Origin of the sequence: Pseudoalteromonas sp. TB64, from assembly GCF_000498095.1 — a bacterium.
In the GTDB taxonomy this organism is placed as follows: Bacteria; Pseudomonadota; Gammaproteobacteria; order Enterobacterales; family Alteromonadaceae; genus Pseudoalteromonas.
This window is the reverse complement of the sequence record NZ_AUTQ01000230.1, coordinates 1-23,525: the sequence shown is the minus strand read 5'-3', so window position 1 is coordinate 23,525 and position 23,525 is coordinate 1. Positions and strand designations below refer to the sequence as shown.

21 protein-coding genes and 1 pseudogene are annotated in these 23,525 nt (G+C 37.8%); 9 read left to right on the top strand and 13 right to left on the bottom strand.

The window, feature by feature from the left end; translation table 11 throughout:
- Positions 1-4: 4 nt before the first annotated feature.
- The 3 genes from L647_RS0119375 to L647_RS0119365 are packed head-to-tail and all read right to left on the bottom strand — an operon-like array spanning position 5 to position 2,800.
- Positions 5-1,210: an ABC transporter permease subunit gene (locus tag L647_RS0119375; RefSeq protein ID WP_024612497.1), complete on the bottom strand. Its 1,206-nt coding sequence runs from the start codon at positions 1,208-1,210 to the stop codon at positions 5-7.
- Positions 1,203-1,991 (bottom strand): ATP-binding cassette domain-containing protein, encoded by a 789-nt coding sequence (locus tag L647_RS0119370; protein ID WP_024612496.1) that lies wholly within the window; start codon positions 1,989-1,991, stop codon positions 1,203-1,205. The genes L647_RS0119375 and L647_RS0119370 overlap by 8 nt, the downstream gene beginning before the upstream one ends.
- The gene (locus tag L647_RS0119365; protein WP_024612495.1) at positions 1,988-2,800 is read right to left on the bottom strand and encodes a DUF3025 domain-containing protein; all 813 of its coding nucleotides are present in this window, start codon (positions 2,798-2,800) and stop codon (positions 1,988-1,990) included. Before L647_RS0119365 ends, L647_RS0119370 begins: the two co-directional genes overlap by 4 nt.
- 118 nt (positions 2,801-2,918) lie before the next feature.
- On the opposite strand from L647_RS0119365, the gene L647_RS0119360 reads away from it, so the two are divergent.
- From L647_RS0119360 to L647_RS1000000125080, 3 genes are all read left to right on the top strand, one after another.
- The gene (locus L647_RS0119360) at positions 2,919-4,544 is read left to right on the top strand and encodes a M28 family metallopeptidase (protein WP_024612494.1); all 1,626 of its coding nucleotides are present in this window, start codon (positions 2,919-2,921) and stop codon (positions 4,542-4,544) included.
- Between the two features lie 126 nt (positions 4,545-4,670).
- Complete coding sequence (locus L647_RS0119355; protein ID WP_024612493.1) at positions 4,671-5,846, top strand: putative manganese transporter; 1,176 nt, start codon at positions 4,671-4,673, stop codon at positions 5,844-5,846.
- A gap of 168 nt (positions 5,847-6,014) precedes the next feature.
- Positions 6,015-6,257, top strand: coding sequence for a hypothetical protein (locus tag L647_RS1000000125080; RefSeq protein ID WP_158001078.1), 243 nt, complete (start codon positions 6,015-6,017; stop codon positions 6,255-6,257).
- 550 nt (positions 6,258-6,807) lie between these two features.
- Here the strand turns inward: L647_RS1000000125080 and L647_RS0119345 are convergent.
- From L647_RS0119345 to seqA, 6 genes are all read right to left on the bottom strand, one after another.
- Complete coding sequence (locus L647_RS0119345) at positions 6,808-8,394, bottom strand: dihydrolipoyllysine-residue acetyltransferase (protein ID WP_024612490.1); 1,587 nt, start codon at positions 8,392-8,394, stop codon at positions 6,808-6,810.
- 8 nt (positions 8,395-8,402) lie between these two features.
- Positions 8,403-9,380, bottom strand: coding sequence for an alpha-ketoacid dehydrogenase subunit beta (locus tag L647_RS0119340; RefSeq protein WP_024612489.1), 978 nt, complete (start codon positions 9,378-9,380; stop codon positions 8,403-8,405).
- Positions 9,380-10,594, bottom strand: coding sequence for a thiamine pyrophosphate-dependent dehydrogenase E1 component subunit alpha (locus tag L647_RS0119335; protein ID WP_024612488.1), 1,215 nt, complete (start codon positions 10,592-10,594; stop codon positions 9,380-9,382). The genes L647_RS0119340 and L647_RS0119335 overlap by 1 nt, the downstream gene beginning before the upstream one ends.
- 265 nt (positions 10,595-10,859) lie before the next feature.
- Positions 10,860-11,912, bottom strand: a complete 1,053-nt coding sequence (astE, locus tag L647_RS0119330) for a succinylglutamate desuccinylase (protein ID WP_024612487.1) — start codon at positions 11,910-11,912, stop codon at positions 10,860-10,862.
- Positions 11,913-12,037: 125 nt separating this feature from the next.
- Positions 12,038-13,675, bottom strand: coding sequence for a phosphoglucomutase (alpha-D-glucose-1,6-bisphosphate-dependent) (gene pgm, locus L647_RS0119325; protein WP_024612486.1), 1,638 nt, complete (start codon positions 13,673-13,675; stop codon positions 12,038-12,040).
- A 9-nt stretch (positions 13,676-13,684) separates the two neighbouring features.
- Positions 13,685-14,278 (bottom strand): replication initiation negative regulator SeqA, encoded by a 594-nt coding sequence (gene seqA, locus L647_RS0119320; protein WP_024612485.1) that lies wholly within the window; start codon positions 14,276-14,278, stop codon positions 13,685-13,687.
- 241 nt (positions 14,279-14,519) lie between these two features.
- Here seqA and L647_RS0119315 point away from each other — a divergent pair, with 241 nt between their 5' ends.
- The 5 genes from L647_RS0119315 (at position 14,520) to fur (ending at position 17,057) form a co-directional block, all read left to right on the top strand.
- Entirely contained in the window at positions 14,520-15,287 is a 768-nt protein-coding gene (locus tag L647_RS0119315; RefSeq protein WP_024612484.1) for an alpha/beta fold hydrolase, read from the top strand.
- Positions 15,288-15,382: 95 nt separating this feature from the next.
- Entirely contained in the window at positions 15,383-15,604 is a 222-nt protein-coding gene (locus L647_RS0119310) for a DUF2788 domain-containing protein (protein ID WP_002962930.1), read from the top strand.
- Between the two features lie 2 nt (positions 15,605-15,606).
- The gene (gene ybfE, locus L647_RS0119305; protein WP_002962928.1) at positions 15,607-15,885 is read left to right on the top strand and encodes a LexA regulated protein; all 279 of its coding nucleotides are present in this window, start codon (positions 15,607-15,609) and stop codon (positions 15,883-15,885) included.
- 14 nt (positions 15,886-15,899) lie between these two features.
- Entirely contained in the window at positions 15,900-16,427 is a 528-nt protein-coding gene (gene fldA / locus L647_RS0119300; protein ID WP_007586856.1) for a flavodoxin FldA, read from the top strand.
- Between the two features lie 186 nt (positions 16,428-16,613).
- Positions 16,614-17,057: a ferric iron uptake transcriptional regulator gene (gene fur / locus L647_RS0119295; protein ID WP_024612483.1), complete on the top strand. Its 444-nt coding sequence runs from the start codon at positions 16,614-16,616 to the stop codon at positions 17,055-17,057.
- Between the two features lie 307 nt (positions 17,058-17,364).
- Here fur and glnS read toward each other — a convergent pair whose 3' ends face one another.
- Positions 17,365-19,023: a glutamine--tRNA ligase gene (glnS, locus tag L647_RS0119285; RefSeq protein ID WP_024612482.1), complete on the bottom strand. Its 1,659-nt coding sequence runs from the start codon at positions 19,021-19,023 to the stop codon at positions 17,365-17,367.
- 218 nt (positions 19,024-19,241) lie between these two features.
- On the opposite strand from glnS, the gene L647_RS0119280 reads away from it, so the two are divergent.
- Positions 19,242-20,312 carry a DUF3083 family protein gene (locus L647_RS0119280; protein WP_024612481.1) on the top strand — a complete coding sequence of 357 codons (1,071 nt, stop codon included), beginning with the start codon at positions 19,242-19,244 and terminating at the stop codon, positions 20,310-20,312.
- A gap of 60 nt (positions 20,313-20,372) precedes the next feature.
- Here the strand turns inward: L647_RS0119280 and sucD are convergent, their stop codons facing one another.
- The 3 genes and pseudogenes from sucD to odhB form a co-directional block, all read right to left on the bottom strand.
- The gene (gene sucD / locus L647_RS0119275; protein WP_024612480.1) at positions 20,373-21,245 is read right to left on the bottom strand and encodes a succinate--CoA ligase subunit alpha; all 873 of its coding nucleotides are present in this window, start codon (positions 21,243-21,245) and stop codon (positions 20,373-20,375) included.
- Positions 21,245-22,415 (bottom strand): annotated as a pseudogene (sucC, locus tag L647_RS01000000124635) (ADP-forming succinate--CoA ligase subunit beta). The gene sucD and the pseudogene sucC overlap by 1 nt, the downstream one beginning before the upstream one ends.
- Positions 22,416-22,592: 177 nt before the next feature.
- A partial coding sequence (odhB, locus tag L647_RS0119265; protein WP_024612479.1) for a 2-oxoglutarate dehydrogenase complex dihydrolipoyllysine-residue succinyltransferase occupies positions 22,593-23,525 on the bottom strand: 933 nt, incomplete at its 5' end.

Sequence of the window (23,525 nt, the reverse complement as noted above, 5' to 3'; positions counted from 1 at the left end):
TTTATTATCTAAATAATACATCTTCTTTTTTAAACCACTTAACACAAAAAGATAAACAAATTAATGCTAGACCTGTCGTGGAAATAACTATTAAATAAACTAAATTATAGTCGACTGTTCCTTTTAATAACTCTCTAATTGCGATAGATACATTTAATACAGGGACTATAGACGTTTTTAATGTTAATTCCATATTTGGCATCATTGAAATAGCTAATGGAACAAAAACTAGCATAGAAAGAGGACCCATATAATTTTGAGCTTCTTTAAAACTTTTCGAATAAATAGATATTGCAAGTACTATACTTGAGAAAATACATGCTAAAGGCATTAGTAAAATAAGAATCAACAACAAATCATTAATCCCAATCAATCTTATAGCATCTATTATATAATCAATTGATACAAACCATTTAGCTAAAATAATCCACAGTCCCATACTCCCAACTGTGATAAGAGATGTAGTCATTGAAGCTGTAAATATCGTTAGAAATTTACCTAAAACTATTTGAGTTCTTGTTATTGGTGTAAGTAAGAGTGTTTCTAAAGTACCTCTTTCTTTTTCACCTGCACCTAAATCAATGGCTGGATAACTCGCACCAGTTAAGACTAATGGAATTAATAAGTAAGGTAATAAAACACCAATTTTCTCGCCAAAACTTTCTCTTAGATCTGCAGTATCAACTTCTTCAATTGTTACTGGAGAAAGAATTAAAATTTGTTCATTATCTTTTGTAATCCCTAAAAACTTTAAATTTTCACGTTGAACAACTTCCTTATATTTAACAAATATAAGTCTTATTTTTTCTGATATATAACTTATTCTACTAGAGTTGTTAAAAATTATTTCAATATTAGTTTTGTATGTATTTTGATTTCCACTTAATTTTATTCTTTGTATATTAATTCCAACATCAATATCTTTATTTTTCACAGCACTAATCAGGTTGTCTCTTGATCCATTATCAACTTTTGATAATTTAAAATTTTTATGATAAAAAATATCTTCGCTAAAATCTTTGGCTAAATCAGTCCCTAATATTGAGTAGTTATGTACTTCTTGATCTGCTTCAATCTGAGCTTGGACCATAAAATAGCCTAACACTCCAAAAATCATAGGAAATATAAAAATGGGTAAGGCGACCACAAACATTAAGGTTTTTCTATCACGTAATAACTCTTTTATCTCTTTTTTATATACCTCAAACATCATGTTTCTCCGTTAATATGTTCATAAACGCTTGATTAAGCTCATCGCTTTTACCTGCCTGCTTAAATTCATCTACTGTTCCATCAAAGCAACTAATGCCTTCGTTAATTACAGCGACTCGGTCACATAAAAGTGCAACTTCATCTAAATGATGGGTAGAAAAAATAACAGGTGTACCTTGCGCTTTTAAGCCTTTAATAAACTCAATAACAGTTTGGGTGGTCATTATATCAAGGCCTGTTGTTGGCTCATCAAGTACAACAACTGCTGGCCGATGCACAACCGCACGCGCAATATTTGCTTTTTGCTTCATACCTGTTGACAGATTTTCTGCGCGTTTGTCTACAAATTTATGCATATCGAGCAATGTAAATAGCTCATCACAACGCGATGCAATATCGTTTTTATCCATGCCGTGGAGCTTTGCAAAATACTCTATGTTTTCTTTTACAGTTAAGCGACCATACAAACCGGTAGAGCCAGATAAAAAACCGATAGACTTACGCCCTATCAGCGGTTTTTTTACAATATCGTTTCCGGCAATTGTTATTGTGCCTTCATCGGGCTTTAACGCGGTTGAAATCATTCTAAGTGTAGTTGTTTTGCCTGCGCCATTTGGACCTAATAACCCTAGCACCTCACCTTTTGCACAGCTAAAACTCACATCTCGTACTGAGTGAAAGTAATCTTTATCTTCACGAGGGTCGATGTCATCTATTTTATTTTTTTTGTGATCTTTAGTTAGCTTAAATTTCTTTTTAAGCCCAGCTACTTCTATCATGTTCGGTTCCTTCGTTTCGCTCTAAAATAATCTGTATTGTTGTAAAATGAGTCGTCTTTGTTTTCGTCATGCCAGCCAGGCACGCCTAGTAAAGGCAGTGGAGAAAGCTGTTTATTATCGGCTAAGCAGTTATCTGTTTTAATCATCTCATAAAGGGCTTGATCAAGGTACTTGTATTGAGTTACTAAATCTTTACAAAATATTTCATTAGGTACACAAACAAATAACGCTTTACCCGTTAAGCCTATATAAGGTTTAGTAAGCATTTCGTAATTTGCATGACCAAACATAAAAGGTTTTATTGTTTTACCCCACTCATGTTTGTGTTCAATAAATGCTGTTTTCCATTGGTGATCGCAAAGCCACTGCTGCCATTTACTCTCGCTTATAGCTAATACAACACCACATTCATCAAAGAGCGTTAGTGCATTACGATGCTTAGTGCGATGTTGTAAACCATGCTCAGCTATATCTTGCACATGCCGCTCGTTTATCAACGCTTTAGTTTTAGGAAATAAACACCAAATAAAGCCGCCAAATAAGTCATGCCAATTCTCTGTACGCGTTGGTACTTCGCCAGTTTCAAAAATAACTTGTTCATAATAACGATCGCCAAAATCTATTTTTGCGTCATCAATAAATTGTATAGGTAAGTTATTTGCATTAATTGCCTTTAGATATGGGGTAAACCATTGTGGGCTTGGCCAACTTGTTTGTTCATTAATTTTAAATAGAGTATTTAAATGGGAAAATGCACCACTTTGTAAACTACTTGGTTGCCACTGCTCAGGAGGAGTAAAACGCTTCATTATTATTAATTACTTACTAGTTTATACCTTAAAATTTGTAACAGTTTACCGCAAAAACTGGTTCTACTTAATAGAAGTTAATATACTAATCACAACTTAAAACAAGAAACGAGCTGATATGAAACATTATTTCTCTCTAACCCTACTTGCTACAGCTGTATTAGCAGGTTGCGCAACAACAAGTATAACTCCGTCTGACGTAACAAATGGTTACAACAGTATTCAAGCAGATGAACTTGCTGAGCATGTAAAAGTACTGGCATCTGATGAGTTTGGTGGTCGTGCTCCTTCATCACCTGGCGAAAAACTAACGCTTGATTATTTAACTGCGCAGTTTAAAGCTTTAGGTTTAAAACCAGGTAATGGCGACAGTTACTTACAAGAAGTGCCATTGGTTTCTTTAGAAGCTGATTCGAACATGGTGCTTAGTATTGGCGGTAAAGACTACCAATACAAAAAAGACATGGTTATGGGTAGCAGTCGCATAAGCGCTCAAGAAGGCATAGAAAACTCTGAACTTGTATTTGTAGGCTACGGCGTTAACGCACCAGAATACAATTGGAATGATTACGAAGGTTTAGACGTTAAGGGCAAAACGGTTGTAATGCTGGTTAACGATCCAGGCTTTGCAACAAAAGATCCTGCGTTATTTACTGGCGACGCAATGACCTATTATGGGCGTTGGACATACAAATATGAAGAAGCAAGTCGTCAAGGTGCAGCTGGTGCAATTATTATTCATGAAACATCACCTGCGTCATATCCATGGTCAGTAGTTGAAAACTCTTGGAGCGGTGAGCAGTTTGGTTTTCAAAAAGAAAACAATAATATGGACCGTGTAGCCGTTGAAGGCTGGGTTACAACTGACGTAGCAAAAGAGCTATTTACTAAAGCAGGTTTAGATTTTGATACCGTTAAAACAAATGCTGCTAAAGGTGCTTACCATGTTGATATGGGCGATTTAACTGCTTCTGTTAATATTAAAAATACAATTAAAAAATCGGTGTCATATAACTTTATCTCCACTTTACCTGGTAGTGAAAAACCAGATGAGCATGTTATTTACTCAGCTCATTGGGATCACTTAGGCACAGATAAAACACGTAAAGGTGATCAAATTTATAACGGTGCTCACGATAATGCAACGGGTACAGCGGGTCTTATTGAAGTAGCTGAAGCTTTTACTAAATTACCTAAGCACCCTAGCCGCTCGATGACCTTTTTAGCTGTAACAGCTGAAGAGCAAGGCTTATTAGGTTCTAAATACTATGCCGCAAATCCAGTAATTGCAGCGAATAAAACCGTTGCTAACATCAATATGGATAGCTTAAATTTATTAGGCAAAGTAAAAGATATGAACGTGGTTGGTATTGGTAAATCTCAAATGGATGAGTTTTTAACTAATGCAGCTAAAGAGCAAAGCAGAACAATATCTGGCGATCCTAAACCATCATCGGGTGGTTACTACCGCTCTGATCACTTTGCATTTGCAAATATGGGTATTCCGGCAATGTATGCAGGCGGTGGAACTGTGGCTGCTGATGAAGAAACAGCTAATTATCGTAAACGCATGAGCTTAGTACTTCGCGGTTGTTACCATCAACCGTGCGACCGCTACCGTGATGAATGGGATTTATCGGGTGCTGTTCAAGACTTACAATTATTTTATAAAGTAGGTTTTGATATTTCTGAAACAGAACAGTGGCCAACATGGAATACAAACTCTGAATTTCAGCGTAAGTAGCCTTATTTGAGTTTGCTTATCGAAAAATTCAAAGTGAGTAATCGATTTAAATAGATGCAAATGATATTGATTATCATTTAATTAAAATATACAGTGTGACTTAGTTAATTAATTAGGTCGCATTGTATGATTTTACTCCCTCAAATTGGTTTTATTACTCCAGCCTCAAAACGATTCATGAGTCAAAATAAACGCTTATTGCTGCCTTTATTTATTTTAGCGTGTTTAGCATTTCCGCATTTACGAGAAATAACAATTACGGCACTTAGCGATGCTTTTTTTCAGGTAAGCGTGTTTGTTGCCGCTACCCTCTTAATTTATTACTACGCTATAGAGCACTTACCTCAGTTAGAGCTAAGTTACTTAAGCGCTAAGTCGCCTATTTTAGAAATTAGCTTTGCTGCTGTTTTAGGTGCATTACCTGGCTGTGGTGGCGCTATTATAGTTGTTACGCAGTTTACTAAAGGTCAAGCTAGCTTTGGCGCTATTGTCGCAGTTTTAACCGCAACAATGGGCGATGCTGCATTTTTATTACTTGCTACACGTCCCAGCGAAGGCTTACTCATTATGGGTATTGGGCTGCTGGTGGGTACTTTTAGTGGCTTACTGGTTAATGCGATACATAAAAAAGATTTTTTACGCCCTACAGCGCAAGAACAAAAACACCAAATAAAAATACTCCCAACTAATATTATTAAAATCAGTAAACCAATTTGGATGGTAGCAATTATTCCAAGCCTTATTATTGCTTTTTTAATTGCGTTTAATGTTGATTTTTCTCAGTTTGGAGCAAGTACAAGTACTCTAATTAATATCTTTGGTGCGGCAATGGCATTATTTGTTGTTAGTATTTGGGCGCTTTCATCAAAAGGTGAAAGTTATAAAGAAGTAACTTCAGAAGACGATACGTGTAATCCCCCCTCTAAAATAGTAAAAGTATTACAAGATACCCATTTTGTAACAGCATGGGTTGTAGCATCATTTATGTTATTTGAAATTTTAGTCAATATTATTGGGCTTGATTTAAAAACGTGGTTTGTACACTACGCTTATTTAGCACCACTGATTGCTGTACTTATTGGGTTTTTACCCGGTTGTGGTCCACAAATCATTGTAACTACTTTGTATATTCAGGGCATTATTCCTTTTAGTGCTTTAGCTGGGAATGCAATTTCTAACGATGGAGATGCGTTATTTCCTGCAATCGCAATGGCGCCTAAAGCTGCTGTTATAGCTACGCTTTACACGTCTATCCCCGCATTAATAGTTGGTTATGGGTTGTATTTTTTTGCTGAAATTTAAAAGAATGAGAATTAAAAAACACAAAAAAGCTCAGCAATTGCTTAATGCCGAACAGTTAATAAATATTTAACGATCCATTACCTAGCTTCTGTAGTGTGTTTGATAGAGTTAACTAGCCATTTATTAATGAGGAGCGTCTTTTATAGTTGCCGTACTAATGAAATGGTGTTGGCTGAAGACTTAATTGAGGTAACGCCCGATAACTCACTGACGTTATTTGATAGAGGCATCTATTCTCTAGTCTTGCCCAATCCTTGGCAAAATGCTGGGGAAAATAGGCATTGGCTTCAACCGATGAGAAAAGGCACGCAATATGAAATTGTTCGCTCTTTAGGTCGTCAAGAGAAACTCATCAAGCTAAAAAACAGCAAAAGCGAGAAAAAAGTTCGACGATTTACCAGAGAACATTGAAGTCAGGCTAGTCACAAAAACGATTAAGGGGAAAGAGGTGAATATACACACTTCACTGACTGACCCAATGCGTTTCCCTAAGGCTTACATTATTGACCTCTATAGTGAGCGGTGGGAAATTGAACTTGGCTATCGAGAAATGAAACAAACCTTGCTAAATAGTCACTTCACGCTACGTAGCAAAAACCTGAGATGATAGCGTATGTTGAGCTATAACTTGCTCCGATACCGGATGGTGAAAATGGCGCAGAAAAAGCATGAAATATATGCAAAATACCTGAGTTTTACGACGTGTGCTATTAGTATTATTAACCTTATTTATACAATTTTTATAGAAAATGCAGCACGCAAACCTAAATCAATAGAGCAATTACAAGCTCAAGTTGAACATCACATATTACCGATAAAACGGGAGCGAGCGTATCCAAGGTGTATGAAACCAAAACCCAGTAAATACCTCAATAAAAAAACGCCAGTCCGCTGTTAACTGACTGGCATTAAGCATAAGCTGGTTTTTATTTGATATTTAAAATACACCACAATAAAGCGACTAGCTCATTGCCATCATCATTGTCGAAGGATTTTCTAAATACGATTTCCACAAATTATTAAAGCGCGCAATGGTACCACCGTCAATAACACGGTGATCCCCAGACCAACTCACTTGCATTATTGCTTTACTTACAACTTGCCCATTATCATCAAAACGCGGTAAGTGCTGTAATTTACCTAAAGCAACAATTGCTACTTCTGGTTTATTAATAATGGGTGAAGCAATAGTACCGCCAATCGCACCAATGTTAGAGATGCTAATTGTCCCACCTTTTAAATCATCCGGTGCAACACGGCCTTCTCGCGCTGAGAGAGTTAAACGTGTTAAATCATTTGCCACATCAACAATACTTTTACTCTGACACGATTTAATATTAGGTACTAACAAGCCAATTTTTGAATCAACCGCTATACCAATATTATGATCGTTATAATAAGTTAGTTCAGTGCAATCATCATTCACTTTAGAGTTAAGTACCGGGTACTCTTTCATTGCTAGCGAAAGTGCTTTTATGAAAAATGGCATCATGGTGAGCTTTATACCTTGTACTTTATATTGCTCTTTTAATGAACTACGTAGAGCGATTAGCGCTGTTAAATCTATCTCGTCACTAAATGTAAAATGCGGAATAGTTGAAACAGATGCCATCATTTGCTTGGCCATTGCAGCCTTAATACCCTTAATTGGCTCTACTCGTACGCCACCGCTTAAAATCTGCGTTTGGTTTTGTACTGCACTTTGAGAAGCATCGCTATTAAGAGGTGATGTATCAATTGTATTTGGTACTTCGCCTTTTACAAACTCTTCAATGTCTTGCTTGTAAATTCGACCATTTTTCCCACTGCCTAGTACACAGGTTAAATCTACATCAAGCTCGCGTGCTTTACGACGAACAGCAGGAGATGCAACTGCTTTTTGATTGACGACTTTTATCGCTTGCTCTACTTTCCCCGATGATGGCATTTCTGCGACGGCATTAGTCTGCGCCTTTACGACAGCGTGGTTTATATCAACATTTGGCTTTGCTGCACTGCCTGCAATTGTCATTTGAAACAATGGGCTATGTACTTTAGCTATCTCACCTTTTTGATAATATAACTTTTGAACTGTACCTGTGTATTTTGCCGGAATTTGCACTAATGCTTTGTCAGTCATTACATCACAAACTGCTTGGTCTTCTTCTATTTCGTCGCCTTCTGCAACTAACCAATCAACAATTTCACACTCAACAATACCTTCACCAATATCGGGTAATATAAAGTCCTCAACTAAATCAGCTGCACCGTTATTAGTTTGAGGTGCTGTTTGTACTATTTCTTGTGCTGATCCATTACTTGGGCTCTCACCCGCTACATCCATCGCAAATAAAGGTGCATGTACTTTGGCAATTTCACCTTTTAAATAGTATAGCTTTGTAATTACGCCATCATGTACCGCTGGTATTTGTACCAATGCTTTATCAGTCATCACATCACAAATTGGTTGATCTTCAGACACAATATCGCCCTCTTTAACTAACCAATCAACCACTTCGCATTCAACAATGCCTTCGCCAATATCGGGTAATATAAAATCTTTAGCCATGGTAACCCCTAAAAATCCATTGATTGTTTAATTGCAGCTAACACTTTCAGTGCGTCCGGTACGTATTCTTTTTCAAGTGCCAATGGGTATGGCGTATCTAAGCCACATACACGCAAAATTGGCGACTCTAAATGCAGGAAACACTCTTGTTGGATTGTCGCTGCAATCTCAGCACCAAACCCATTGGTTATAGGTGCTTCATGGCTTACTATTAAGCGGCCTGTTTTAGTAACCGACTTTGCAATTGTTTCAGCATCCCACGGCAAAATACTACGTAAATCTATTACTTCACAACTTATGCCTTGTTCGCTTGCTTGCTGTGCTGCATCTTCAATTATTTCCATTTGAGCACCCCATGCTAAAAGCGTTATATCTGCGCCTTCTTGCACTACTTCCGCTTTGCCTAATTCAATGCTGTAATCTTCTTCGGGTACTTCGCCTGTTGATGCACGATATAGTCGTTTAGGTTCAAAAAAGATAACTGGGTTATCGTCTTTAATTGCTGCGCGTAATAAACCTTTGGCTTGATAAGGGTTACGCGGTACAACCACTTTTAAGCCTGGCGTATGCGCAAAATACGCTTCAGGAGATTGAGAATGGTATAATCCACCGGCAATACCGCCACCATAAGGTGTACGAATAGTTAAATTACCTACATTAAACTCATTCCCACTGCGGTAACGAAATTTAGCCGCTTCATTAACTATTTGATCAAACGCTGGAAAAATGTAATCAGCAAATTGAATCTCTGCCAGTGCTGGTGCACCAAAAGCCGCTAAACCATTAGCAAAACCCAAAATACCTTGCTCGGTTAAGGGCGTATTAAAAACGCGGTGCTTACCATACTTTTCTTGTAAGCCCGATGTTGCTCTAAATACACCACCAAAGTAACCAACATCTTCGCCAAAAATACAAGCTTGAGGGTGTTCATTCATAGTGATGTCGAGCGCAGAGTTAATTGCGTGGAGCATATTCATTTTAGCCATTACTTAATTCTCCCTGCTGTTACTGGGTAAGCATCGGGATGCTGTTTTATATGTTCTTTTAATTGCTCGTACTGACGTTGCAATAATGGAATCGGTGTGTCGTAAACATCAGATACCAACTCTTCTAAAGCGGGTTTTGCAACAACTTCAGCACGCTTAAGCGCTGCTAAAATTTCTTCTCGAATCGACTCTTTTGCTTTTACATCGTCGTCTTCGTTTAGCCAATCTTGTTTAATAAGCCACTTTCTGAATTTATCTATTGGACATACTTGATGACTAGCTTCTTCATCTTTAGAGCGATAACCACTTGGGTCGTCTGACGTAGAGTGCGCACCTAATCGATAAGCAATCGATTCAATAAGCACAGGCTCACCTTGTGTTGAGGCTATTTCGCGTGCTTTTTTAGTCGCCGCATAAACAGCAAGTGCATCTGTGCCATCAACACGAATAGTTTTAATACCATAGCCCACACCACGCGAGGCAATACCGTCACCTTTAAACTGCTCATCAGCAGGGGTTGATATTGCATAACCGTTATTACGTGCAAAAAATATAACCGGTGCTCTGTGAACAGCCGCCATATTTAAACCAGCATGAAAGTCACCTTCAGACGCCGCCCCTTCGCCAAAATAACAAATAGTAACGTTATCAATTGGGCTTGCAAGTTCACCTGTTTTAGCGTCTATATGTTTAACTTTTTGACCGTATGCGTAACCTGTAGCTTGGGGTATTTGCGTACCCAATGGCGATGAGATTGTCATGTAGTTTAATTCTTTTGAACCATAATGAATTGGCATTTGACGACCTTTGCCTAAATCAAGCTCGTTTGAAAACATTTGGTTCATAAATTGATCAAGCGTAAAGCCACGATAATGAAGTGCTGCTTGTTCTCGGTATTGCGCCATAATCATGTCGTTTTGATCAAGCGCTGCAGCAGAGGCTGTAACGGCGGCTTCTTCGCCTAAACATTGCATGTAAAAGCTAACACGGCCTTGGCGCTGTGCACCTTGCATGCGCTCATCAAGCAAGCGAATAAAACGCATTGTTTCGTATAATTTAAGTGCGGTATGTTTTGAAATGTCAGGTGCGGTTGCACTAGGATGAATGTCGCCGTCCTCAGTTAAAATACTAAGGGTTGGAATAGTTAACGCATTGCCATCAATAAATTCAAGCTTATGGTTAATATTCAGCGATACGTTATTTGGATTACTCATAACCTACCTTCTTTTGTTGTCGGTAAAAAAGTGCCCCTTTAAATTATTATTATGGGTGATTGTTGCGGAATAAACTTTGCAACATCTGCACTATCTTTAATTAAAGCTACCAACACTTTACGTTAACGTAAAGTGTTATTCAACATGTCTGAGACGAAACAAAAGTAAATATTGGTCAAATAAGTGGCAAGTTAACTATACGGTTATTTTAATGAATACTAATCATATAGTTAACTTTAAATAATGCGTGGTCTGATGAGTTCAATTAAACAAAATCGCTATTAATTTTCATTGGGATAACGGTTAATAACGCTCTTTGTCCTAAAGCTACATTTGCATTAGGGAATATTATTGCTTCACCTTCTACGTCAGCATAAATTGCTGTATCACCATCGGTTGCGAGCAATTCACCTTTAGCAAAGCCTGTAAAGTTCTCGGCATCATCAGAAAAAGGAAAACTAAAATTGTCCTGTGTCCTGTTAATTGTTCTATGCACTGAAAACAACTCAAAGTCTTCTGCATTAAATTTAAGGTATTCAACGTCAGTTTGGCTAATTAATGCAGTCAGTGTTTGCTTTGTTTTTTCAAAACGTGTCATATCGTTTTGCCCAAATGGCTTAACTTGTCCAAGCTCTACTGTAAACGAGTCTGCACCATGTACAAATGACGAATAATAGCTAAAAGTTGTCGCAGGTGATTTCATCATTAATACGGTATTTACACCACAGCTTAACAAAAATTGTAACTGCGACTTTTTCCATGGCTTACCATGTAAAAATGGATACACAGCAAATTTTTCATTTTTAGAACCTCTAATTGCAGTGTGTAAATCGTAATGACATCGGCTACTGCCTTGCTCACCTCGCTTATAAAAATCGCTTACGTATTGCTCAAGCTTTGCAGCGCGGTTTCGCTCATTATTCATTGGTACACCTTCAACAGTATGATGACCATTAAATAATCTATTTAGATTTTCTTCTACAAAACGCAGACCAATATTAATTGATTGTGGATTACCGTAAATAAACAAAGCGCGCTGCTTAAGTATTAGCTCACCTTTTATAATTTGTTTAATGAGTGCATCGCAAATTTCGATTGGGGCGGTCTCGTTACCGTGTACAGCGCTTGAATAAACTACATCCTTTGACGTTGTAACAGCAGGCTGAAACTCAATTACGCCGGTATCGTGTATATTCACACGAGTCCCATTATCTAAAACAAATTCACCTGCATCTAAATGCCATTCGTTGTTACGGCTAAGTGTTAAAAAATCGCCGGTTTGTTTTAATTCATTTAAGTAAGATGGATTGGCTGACATGTAATAAGCCCTTTTATAATATATGTGAGAGTGATTGCTTGTGCATTTATTAGTAACAGTTGCTCAAGTTATAGAAACAAAAACGGCTGATTAAATCAGCCGTTTTAAAAAGTCATTAAATTAAGTTAACTAATAACTGAATCTACAAGCTTTTTAGCTTCTTTTTCAAGTAACGCTAAATGCTCTTCACCTTTGAATGATTCTAGGTAAATTTTATAAATATCTTCGGTACCTGATGGGCGCGCTGCAAACCAACCATTTTCGGTTACTACTTTTAAACCACCAATAGCAGCGCCATTACCTGGTGCATGTGTTAGCTTTTGTAAAATAGGTTCACCTGCAAGCATATCCGCTTTTACATCATCTGCACTTAACGCTTTTAAACGTGATTTTTGACCGCTTGTAGCAGGTGCATCAAGGCGTTTATAAATTGGTGAGCCAAATTCTTGCTCTAATTCTTTATAAAGTACCGACGGTGTTTTACCTGTAACGGCTAATATTTCTGCGGCTAATAGCCCCATAATAAAGCCATCTTTGTCTGTACACCACACAGTGCCATCAAAGCGTAGGAAAGCAGCGCCAGCGCTTTCTTCGCCACCAAAAGCAAGCTTGCCTTTACTTAAGCCATCAACAAACCATTTAAAGCCAACGGGTACTTCTTTTACTTTACGTTCATTTCGGGCAGCTACTTTGTCGATCATTGAACTAGAAACCAGCGTTTTACCAATTTCTACACTTGAATTCCAATCTCGGTGTTTTATTAGGTAATCAATTGCCACGGCTAGAAAATGATTTGGGTTCATTAATCCATCTGGCGTAACAATACCATGACGGTCATAATCTGGGTCGTTACCAATAGAAATATCAAAGTCATCTTTTAGCGCTACAAGATTTGCCATAGAGTATGGTGATGAACAATCCATACGTATTTTGCCGTCTTTATCTAGTGGCATAAAAGCAAATCGTGGATCAACGTTGTCGTTCACAACCGTTAAATTCAGATCATATTTTTTAGCAATTACAGGCCAAAAATGAATTCCTGAACCACCAAGCGGATCGATACCAACTTTAATGCCCGCTTCACTAATTGCTTTTAAATTAACTATATTTTCTAGGTCGTTAATATAAGGTGTCATTAAGTCTTCGTACTTAATAAATCCAGAACGAGACGCTTTAGCAAATGGAAATAATTCAACTTCAACCAAGTCTTCTAATAAAAGTTGGTTTGCTCTGTCTTCAATCCATTTAGTTACATCGGTATCAGCTGGTCCGCCATTAGGTGGGTTATATTTAAAACCACCGTCTTCAGGGGGATTATGCGAAGGCGTTACTACAATACCGTCTGCAAGCTCATTTGGATGAAGTTTATTATGGCTAACGATTGCATGGCTAATCACTGGTGTTGGCGTAAAATCCCCATCTTCTTGTGTGATCACTTGCACTTCATTCGCAACAAGCACTTCTATTGCAGAGTTAAATGCGGCTTCACTCAATGCATGTGTGTCTTTACCTAAAAATAAAGGACCAAATATATCGTTTTGCTTTCTGTAATCACATATAGCCTGTGTGATTGCTAAAATATGAGATTCATTAAACTTTACATCGTAAGAACAACCACGATGACCAGAGGTACCAAAAGCAACACAATGCTCTGGGTTTTGTTCAAGATCAGGTTCATTTAAATAATAAGCAGATACTAATTTTGGTACATTAACCAATGCTGATTGTGGAGCAGTTTTGCCTGCGCCTGAGTGAATAGCCATTATATTTCCTTACAGGTAATCGCGAATTTTTTCAGCTTGCTCTGCGCTATAACCAAGACAAAGAGCAACTTCGTGAAGCATCATTTTTTTGCGTGTAGTATTAGAATTCGTCATAACCCAATATTCACTATCCGTTATGTTTTTAGGATTCATACTACTACCGCTATTAACTAAATCTTCTTTACTTGTAGCAAAGTAGACTCTATCTCGACCTTTTATATCTAATACTGCAGAAAAGTCGGTTTTATGAGTTCGATAAAATGCACTTAAAATAAATAAAAATCGACCAACAACGCCCTTTTGCATTCCCAGTTCTTCTTTATTCAATATATTAAAAACATTAGCGTTTTTTTGCTTCACTGGTGTGACAACAGCTGGAGTTTGTTTATCTGCCATCGATTCAGTTGGCTTTACGCTTGTTAAAGAAGTGGTAGACGTAGTTACGGTTTGATTATTTTGATTAATTTCTACGTTAGCGGATTGAATTTTCTCACCGCTCAGGTTTAATAAACGACGTAAAATAGTGGATGCACTTTCGCCAATACTTTGTGTATTGCTGGCAATATACTGATATAACTCGTCGTCTATGTCGATTTGTTTCATGTTTTTCCTGTTATTACGGGTCACATTTTTTTCTCCCGACTGATTATACCCAAACCAATAAGAAATGCGAGTTACAACAAGCACTCCCGACAACATATACTTTAAACATACAAATAGACTATTATTTAGTTCTTTGTTGTTGAATTAACATTCAAAAGCCCAATTTAATAAATAGTCGCTGTATTTTTTGCTTTTTAAAGCAATGCTCGGCAAACTATGGCGAAATTTTTAGGAGGCTGGTATGCAATTAAACTATAAGCAACAAGGGCAAGGTCCTAATGTTATTTTGATCCACGGGCTTTTTGGATCATTAGAAAACTTAAACGTAATCGCAAAACCATTAAGTGAAAACTTTAATGTTATTAATGTAGATCTACGCAACCATGGCCTGTCACCTCATAGCAATGAAATGAACTATCCGGCAATGGCACAAGATATTATTGAACTCTTAGCTGATTTAAGTATAGATAAAGTACACTTAGTTGGACACTCTATGGGAGGAAAAGTAGCAATGGAATTGGCACTTACTCACCCAGAGCTTGTAAATAAACTCGTTGTACTTGATATAGCACCTGTTAGTTACCCGGCACGTCATACAAAAATATTACAAGCATTAAAAGCCGTTTCAGCGCGATCAATAGACGATAGAAAGCAAGCTGATGCTATAATGCAGCCGTTTATTGAAGAACTTGGAGTTAGACAATTTTTGCTTAAAAGCTTGGCTAAAAATGATGACGGTCAATTTGCATGGCGATTTAACTTAGATGTGCTTGATAATAAATATTCGACAATCACATCCAATGTTAATGAAAACAATTCTTGTTTATGCGATACTCTTTTCATTAAAGGTAATGATTCTGACTATATTTTGCCTGAGCATCGTAATGCAATTACAGCACGCTTTAAAAACACCAAGGCTAAAATTATTCATGGGGCTGGTCATTGGCTTCATGCCCAAAAGCCACTTGCTGTAAATAAAGCAATAAACGACTTTTTAACTGCGGTTTAAAGTAATTTTAATCGCGTGTTTTTGATTCTGCGCACTAAATATATGTATATTTATATGCTATAGTACGCGCCGTTTAATTTAAAGGTTATACGTTGATGGTCAGTCAGTTAATTAACGAATTTGATACCCTAGGGTTGTATTTTGGCTTAGCCGGTATTTTCATATTCATCGGCATGGCAATTAAAGACGTACTAAAAAGTGGCAATGTACCTAAGTTCGGACAATACATTGTTTGGGGTGTGCTCTTTTTAGGTTGTTCAGGCTTTATTGCTAAAGGGCTGATTCAAGTATTTTGGCAAGGCGCAGGTGTAGGTTAGGCATGGCGAAGTCAGAAACAGATAGAACTACGCTCGATTTATTTGAATACGAAAAACGCCCAGGCAGACCTAAAACCAATCCCCTTTCACGGGATATGCAGTTAAAGGTAAATAAACGTAATCAAATAAAAAGAGATAAAGCACGTGGTTTAAAACGTGTTGAATTTAAAGTTTCATCGCAGTTATATCAAGCATTAAGTGATATGGCAGATGCACAAAATATTAGCCGCAGTGCGCTGATTGAAACGATTTTACAAGAAAGATTGGCTATTGATACATAAAAGGTTTTAAATCCATGGCAAGTGTAGGCATTTTTTTCGGAAGTGACACAGGTAACACAGAACACGTAGCAAAAATGATCCAAAAAGAATTGGGTAAAAAGCTAGTGGCTGTTCATGACATTGCAAAAAGCTCTAAAGAAGAGATTGCTGAATTTGATTTGATCTTATTCGGTATTCCTACTTGGTATTACGGTGAAGCACAATGTGATTGGGATGACTTTTTCCCTGAACTTGAAGAAGTAGACTTTGAAGGCAAACTTGTCGCTATTTTCGGTTGCGGAGACCAAGAAGATTACGCTGAGTACTTTTTAGATGCTATGGGTATGATCAACGATATCGTAACTGAACGTGGCGCTATTGTTGTTGGTCATTGGCCAAGTGAAAGTTATGACTTTGAAGCATCTAAAGGTATGGCTGATGATAAGCACTTTGTAGGCTTAGGTATTGACGAAGACCGTCAACCTGAACTAACAGAACAACGTGTTAAAGCATGGTCTGCTCAAGTATATGAAGAAATGTGTTTAAGTGAATTAGCTGACTAATTTACTGCATATACCGCTAGCTGTTTAAATAATTATCAAACAGTTAGCGTTTTAAGCTTTAGTGGCAATATAAATCAATTGTTCTTTGCACTTAACGCTTAGGCACGTTATCCTGTTTGTTGCTAATGTGTCGTGTACATCTTTGCAAGATGTCTAGTATAACCAAATAAAATTGAGACAGATTTAATGACTGATCATAACTTGGAACTTAAAAAAGCCGGTTTAAAAGTAACTTTACCGCGTATTAAAATATTAGAGATTTTACAATCTCCAGATAACCAACACATCAGCGCTGAAGATGTTTACAAAATTCTTTTGGATCTAGGTGAAGAAATTGGTCTTGCGACCGTATACCGTGTACTTAACCAGTTTGATGATGCAGGTATTGTAAGCCGTCATCATTTTGAAGGTGGTAAGTCTGTATTTGAACTTTCTGGCAGCACCCATCACGACCATTTAGTATGTTTGAAATGTGGTAAAGTTGTAGAGTTTGAAGATGACATGATTGAACGTCGTCAACTTGAAATTTCTGAAGAAAATGGCATAACGCTTACAAACCATTCTTTATATTTATACGGTGAGTGTAACGATAAAGCAGCGTGTAAAGAATTTAGCGACGCTAATAGCTAATACCGCTTTTTAAAGCAATAAAAAACCTGCTAAGTGCAGGTTTTTTTGTGCCTAAAATACGCTTGTAATAAATATACCCAGTAAATACTGGGGATATTAAACCTGAACTCTGGTTAAGAGATTTACCAACGTATTGAATCATGGTGATATTTAAATTTATTTTCTCTAGCCAGAGATTTTAAGTGAAAACAAGGCGAATTCACGCGTCAATAGCTGGCCTATTGCAAGTAAATTCAACGCAGTTAGCGCTGAAAATAGCTGCTCGAGAAAGATTTATTATCCAGAGTTCAGGTTTTTTAGATATTACTTATTGAGTTTTAGACCAAGAATCACGAAGACCCACTGTTTGGTTAAATACAACGTGCTCTGATTTAGAATCACGAGAGAAATAACCAGTACGCTCAAACTGAAAGCCCTGCTCTGCTTGTGAATTAGCAAGGGATGGCTCTAATTTAGCGTTTGATAAAACAACCAGTGACTCTGGATTTAATGTTGTTTCAAACTCATCAGCTGCTGCTGGGTTTGGCACACTAAATAAACGGTCGTATAAACGAACTTCTGCCGTAATAGACTCTGGTACTGAAACCCAGTGAATAACACCTTTTACTTTACGTCCATCACTTGGGTTTTTACCTAGTGTTTCAGTATCGTAAGTACAGAAAATAGTTGTGATTTCGCCATTTTCGTCTTTTTCAACACGCTGGGCTTTAATAACGTAAGCGCCACGTAAGCGAACTTCTTTATCGAGTACTAAACGTTTGAACTTGTTATTTGCTTCTTCTTTAAAGTCTTCTCGTTCAATGTAAATCTCACGAGTAAACGGTACATCACGACGACCCATTTCTTCTTTATTTGGGTGGTTAGCCACAGATAAAATCTCAACCGTGTCTGCATCGTAGTTTTCAATAACAACTTTAACAGGATCGAGTACGGCCATTGCACGTGGTGCATTTTCGTTTAGATCTTCACGGATACACGCTTCAAGCATGCCCATTTCAACCATATTCTCTTGTTTTGTTACACCTATACGCAAACAAAACTCACGAATTGAACCTGGTGTATAACCACGGCGACGTAAACCTGCAATTGTAGGCATGCGTGGGTCATCCCAGCCTTCTACATGGTTATTTACTACTAAATCGCTTAGCTTACGCTTTGACATAATAGTGTATTCAAGATTTAAGCGTGAAAACTCAATTTGCTGTGGGTGACACTCTAAACTGATGTTATCAAGTACCCAGTCGTATAAACGGCGGTTATCTTGAAACTCAAGAGTACATAATGAATGTGTAATGCCCTCTAGCGCATCAGAAATACAATGCGTGAAGTCATACATTGGGTAAATGCACCACTTGTCTGCTGTTTGATGATGATGAGCAAAACGTACGCGATAAATAATTGGATCGCGAAGCACCATAAATGAGCTAGCCATATCAATTTTAGCACGCAGGACACATTCGCCTTCTTTGAATTCGCCAGCACGCATTTTTTCAAATAACGCTAGGTTTTCTTCAACTGATGTATCTCTGTATGGACTATTTTTACCTGGCTCTTTTAATGTGCCACGGTACTGGCGTGCTTCGTCTGCTGTTAAAAAACAAACGTATGCTAAGCCTTTATTTATTAACTCAACAGCATAACCAAATAAAGTATCAAAATAGTTAGAAGAATACTTTATATCGCCATCCCAATTGAAGCCTAACCACTGTACGTCTTCTTTTATAGAATTAACGTAGTTAATGTCTTCTTTTTCTGGGTTTGTATCGTCAAAACGCAGGTTACATAAACCATTGTAATCTTTTGCGATGCCAAAGTTTAAACAAATTGATTTGGCATGACCAATATGCAAAAAGCCATTTGGTTCTGGTGGAAAACGTGTATGCGTTGTTGCATGCTTTTTACTTGCTAAGTCTTCATCAATTTTGGTTCTAATAAAGTTACTTGGGCGATTCTCAATTTCCGCCATAGGAGTGTGATCCTCTAAATATTACGTAATAACAAAACTAATGCATTATTACAAAAACATACACTAACATACAGCACTAGATTAAGGTTTATTTTTGATATTGCTTAACTTTAATTCAGCTGAACCATTGTTTATGAATAAAATTTGTTTTAAAGCAATATTTAAGTAATCAAAGCCACTTATAGTAGACTAATAACCTACTTTATAAGGACTCGAAGATGGCTACACTTAATCAACATCGCGTTTATATTCCTACTAACGCACGCGCAAATCACTATTTACTAGCCGAAATAACGCCAAATGAAGCGTTCTATAATAGTTTTAGTAATATCAATTGTTGTTATGAACGTATAGCACGTCAGCTATTTGCATGCTGTGATGAATATGAGCTTCATAATGTTCATTTACTCGCAAACGATAAACTACCCGTTGTACGCTTTCATGATGAGTCTTATCAATTAGAAACCGATAAGCAAATGTTGTTTTTTTATAATCCTCGTTATCACGAGGCCCATAAAATTTATTACACTGAAGATATACCAAGTAAAAAAATACGCATTCTATTTTTAGCAACAGGCGACGATTTACGAGCTAACTCTGCAGAGTTTCATAACAAAGTTCAAAAAGTATTAAACACCCTACAAGGACAACTGTTAATAAATCAACCTCAGTTTAAACTACGCGATCATCAGCACTTAACGTATGACTTATTTGCTAAAGAAAAAGGCAATAAGGAGAGCTATGGTTACAAATTAAGAAGTCTCTACCCTCGCTATCAGTCAAGACAATGCAGCATACCCGATGATTATGCAGAGATGACTTACGCCACTTTTACTATACCGGTTTCGCGCGCTATTAAAACGCAGTTTCAAACACTAATGAACACAAACGACTATGCTAGATTTTATGACTACTTTGCTTACTCATTTATACGTGCGTGTCAAAATAACAATCTAAATCATGGCGCTATGGTTGCTAACGGCGCAACGCCTATTATACGAAACAGTAAAATAGATAAAAGTGAAGGTAATAATGAACTTCAAAAGTTAAGTTTTGATATTGAATCTAATGAAAATCAAATTAAGCACTTTTATGAAGCAAGTAAATTAGTAGAAACGTTGCATTTTGTAGTGGTAGCAACGCAGCAGGATAAACATGAAATGGGTTACGGTCGATTTATGAACCAAGTAGAAAAAACAATCCATACTTTGTGTAATGAGCTAGCTATAAATAAACAACGCCAAGACTTATCGGTACGTTTTTTTCAGCATATTAGTTATCCATTCTAAATTTTCACCTAATAACAAAAAGGCCCGCATAAGCGGGCCTTTTTAAAGAAAAACAAGCGATTACCAGCCTGTTTTCTCTTTAAGTGCTTTACCGATATCAGCAAGTGAACGTACAGTTTTTACGCCTGCAGCTTCTAATGCAGCAAATTTCTCATCAGCAGTACCTTTACCGCCGGCAATGATTGCGCCAGCGTGACCCATACGCTTACCTTCTGGTGCAGTAACACCAGCAATGTAAGATACTACAGGTTTAGTTACGTGAGCTTTGATGTACTCTGCAGCTTCTTCTTCTGCAGTACCACCAATTTCACCAATCATTACGATTGCTTCAGTTTGTGGATCTTTTTCGAACATTTCTAAAACGTCGATAAAGTTAGTACCTGGAATTGGATCACCACCAATACCAACACACGTAGACTGACCAAAACCAGCATCAGTAGTTTGCTTAACTGCTTCGTACGTTAAAGTACCAGAGCGAGAAACAATACCTACTTTACCAGGTTTGTGGATGTGACCAGGCATGATACCAATCTTAGTTTGACCAGGAGTAATAACACCTGGGCAGTTAGGACCGATCATACGAGTACCTGTTTGATCTAGTTTAACTTTAACGTCAACCATATCAAGTGTAGGAATACCTTCTGTGATACAAACAATAAGCTCGATGCCAGCATCAATAGCTTCTAAGATTGCATCTTTACAGAAAGGAGCTGGTACATAGATAACTGAAGCAGTTGCGCCAGTTTTTTCTACAGCTTCACGAACTGTGTTGAATACAGGAAGACCAAGGTGCGTTTGACCGCCTTTACCTGGGCTTACGCCACCAACCATTTGTGTACCGTATTCAAGTGCTTGCTCTGAGTGGAAAGTACCTTGACCACCAGTGAAACCTTGACAGATAACTTTTGTATCTTTATTAATTAATACAGACATTATTTGCCCTCCGCAGCAGCAACAACTTTCTCAGCAGCGTCTGTTAGTGATTCAGCAGCAATGATATCTAGACCTGAGCTCTTAAGAACTTCACGACCTAACTCAGCATTAGTACCTTCTAAACGTACAACTACTGGTACGGTTACGCCAACTTCTTTAACTGCGCCAATGATACCTTCAGCAATCATGTCACAACGAACGATACCGCCAAAGATGTTCACAAGAACAGCTTTAACATTGTCGTCAGAAAGAATGATTTTGAATGCTTCAGAAACACGTTCTTTAGTAGCACCGCCACCAACATCCAAAAAGTTAGCCGGCTTGCCGCCATGTAGGTTTACGATGTCCATAGTACCCATTGCTAGGCCTGCACCGTTAACCATACAACCAACATTGCCATCTAGGGCTACGTAGTTAAGCTCAAAGCTTGCTGCATGCGCTTCACGTGCATCTTCTTGAGATGGATCGTGGAACTCACGGATTTTAGGTTGACGGTAAAGTGCATTACCATCAATACCGATTTTGCCGTCAAGACAATGAAGATTACCTTCATCTGTAATTACTAACGGGTTGATTTCAAGTAATGCGAAATCAAAATCAGTGAACATTTTACCAAGACCCATGAAGATCTTAACGAACTGTTTCATTTGTACTGGGTTAAGACCCAGTTTGAAACCTAGTTCACGTGCTTGGTAAGCTTGAGGACCTACTAACGGGTCGATCTCAGCTTTGTGGATAAGTTCAGGTGTTTCTTCAGCAACAGTTTCAATTTCAACACCGCCTTCAGTAGACGCCATGAAAACAACTTTGCGAGATGCACGGTCAACAACTGCACCAAGGTACAATTCGTTCGCGATATCAGTACAGCTTTCTACTAAAATTTTAGCAACTGGCTGACCTTTTTCGTCTGTTTGGTAAGTAACTAGGTTTTTACCTAACCAGTTAGCTGCAAACGCTTTTACTTCGTCGATAGTTTTAACTAGCTTTACACCGCCAGCTTTACCACGTCCACCTGCGTGAACTTGAGTTTTAACAACCCACATATCACCGNCCGCCGATCTTTTCAGCAGCTGCTGCAGCTTCTTCAGGTGTATCGCAAGCGAAACCTTGAGAAACTGGTAAACCATATTCGGCAAAAAGTTGTTTTGCCTGATACTCATGCAAATTCATGATGCTTTATCCAATTTTTTATACTAAAAGAGCTGAATATTTTTTCAAATATACAACTATCCCAAATTGCGCACCTAGTATAGATCCCAAGGCTTAACATGAAAACCCCAGTATGACCAAAGGCGCAAAAAAAAAGCTGTGAATGTTCATTCACAGCTTACATTTCATACTACTGGATTAAACATCCAGCAATAAGCGTGTTGGATCTTCAAGTAACTCTTTAATAGTTACTAAGAAACCAACCGATTCTTTACCATCAATTATACGATGGTCGTAAGAAAGAGCTAAATACATCATAGGAAGTATTTCTACTTTACCATTCACTGCCATAGGACGGTCTTGGATTTTATGCATACCCAAAATTGAAGACTGTGGCAAGTTGATGATAGGTGTAGATAGTAATGAACCAAATACGCCACCATTAGTAATAGTGAAGTTACCACCAGTCATATCTGCAAGCGTTAACTTACCGTCACGACCTTTAAGTGCTAATTCACGGATACCTTTTTCAATTTCAGCAACAGATAGTTTGTCACAATCTTTAAGTACTGGAGTAACTAAACCACGTGGTGTAGATACTGCAATGCTGATATCAAAGTAATTATGGTAAACAATATCATCACCATCAATCGATGCATTTACATCTGGGAAACGCTTAAGAGCTTCAGTTACAGCTTTCACATAGAAAGACATGAAACCTAAACGAATGCCGTGACGCTTTTCAAACGTTTCTTGGTACTGCTTACGAAGGCTCATGATTGGTCCCATGTTCACTTCGTTGAATGTAGTTAACATTGCAGTTGAGTTTTTAGCTTCAAGAAGGCGTGTCGCAATCGTTTTACGTAAACGAGTCATAGGTACGCGTTTTTGAGTACGATCGCCCATCGGTGCAGCTGGAGCAGAAGCTTCTGCTTTTTTAGCTGCTGGTGCTGGTGCTTTTAAGAAAGTATCAACGTCTTCTTTAGTCACACGACCATTTTTACCCGTGCCTTTGATTTTAGAAGCGTCTAGGCCTTTCTCAGCAATTAAACGACGAACTGATGGTGTTAACACATCTGAACTTTCGCTTGAATCTGCTGCTGGCGCTGCGTCTGCTTTTGCAGCTGGAGC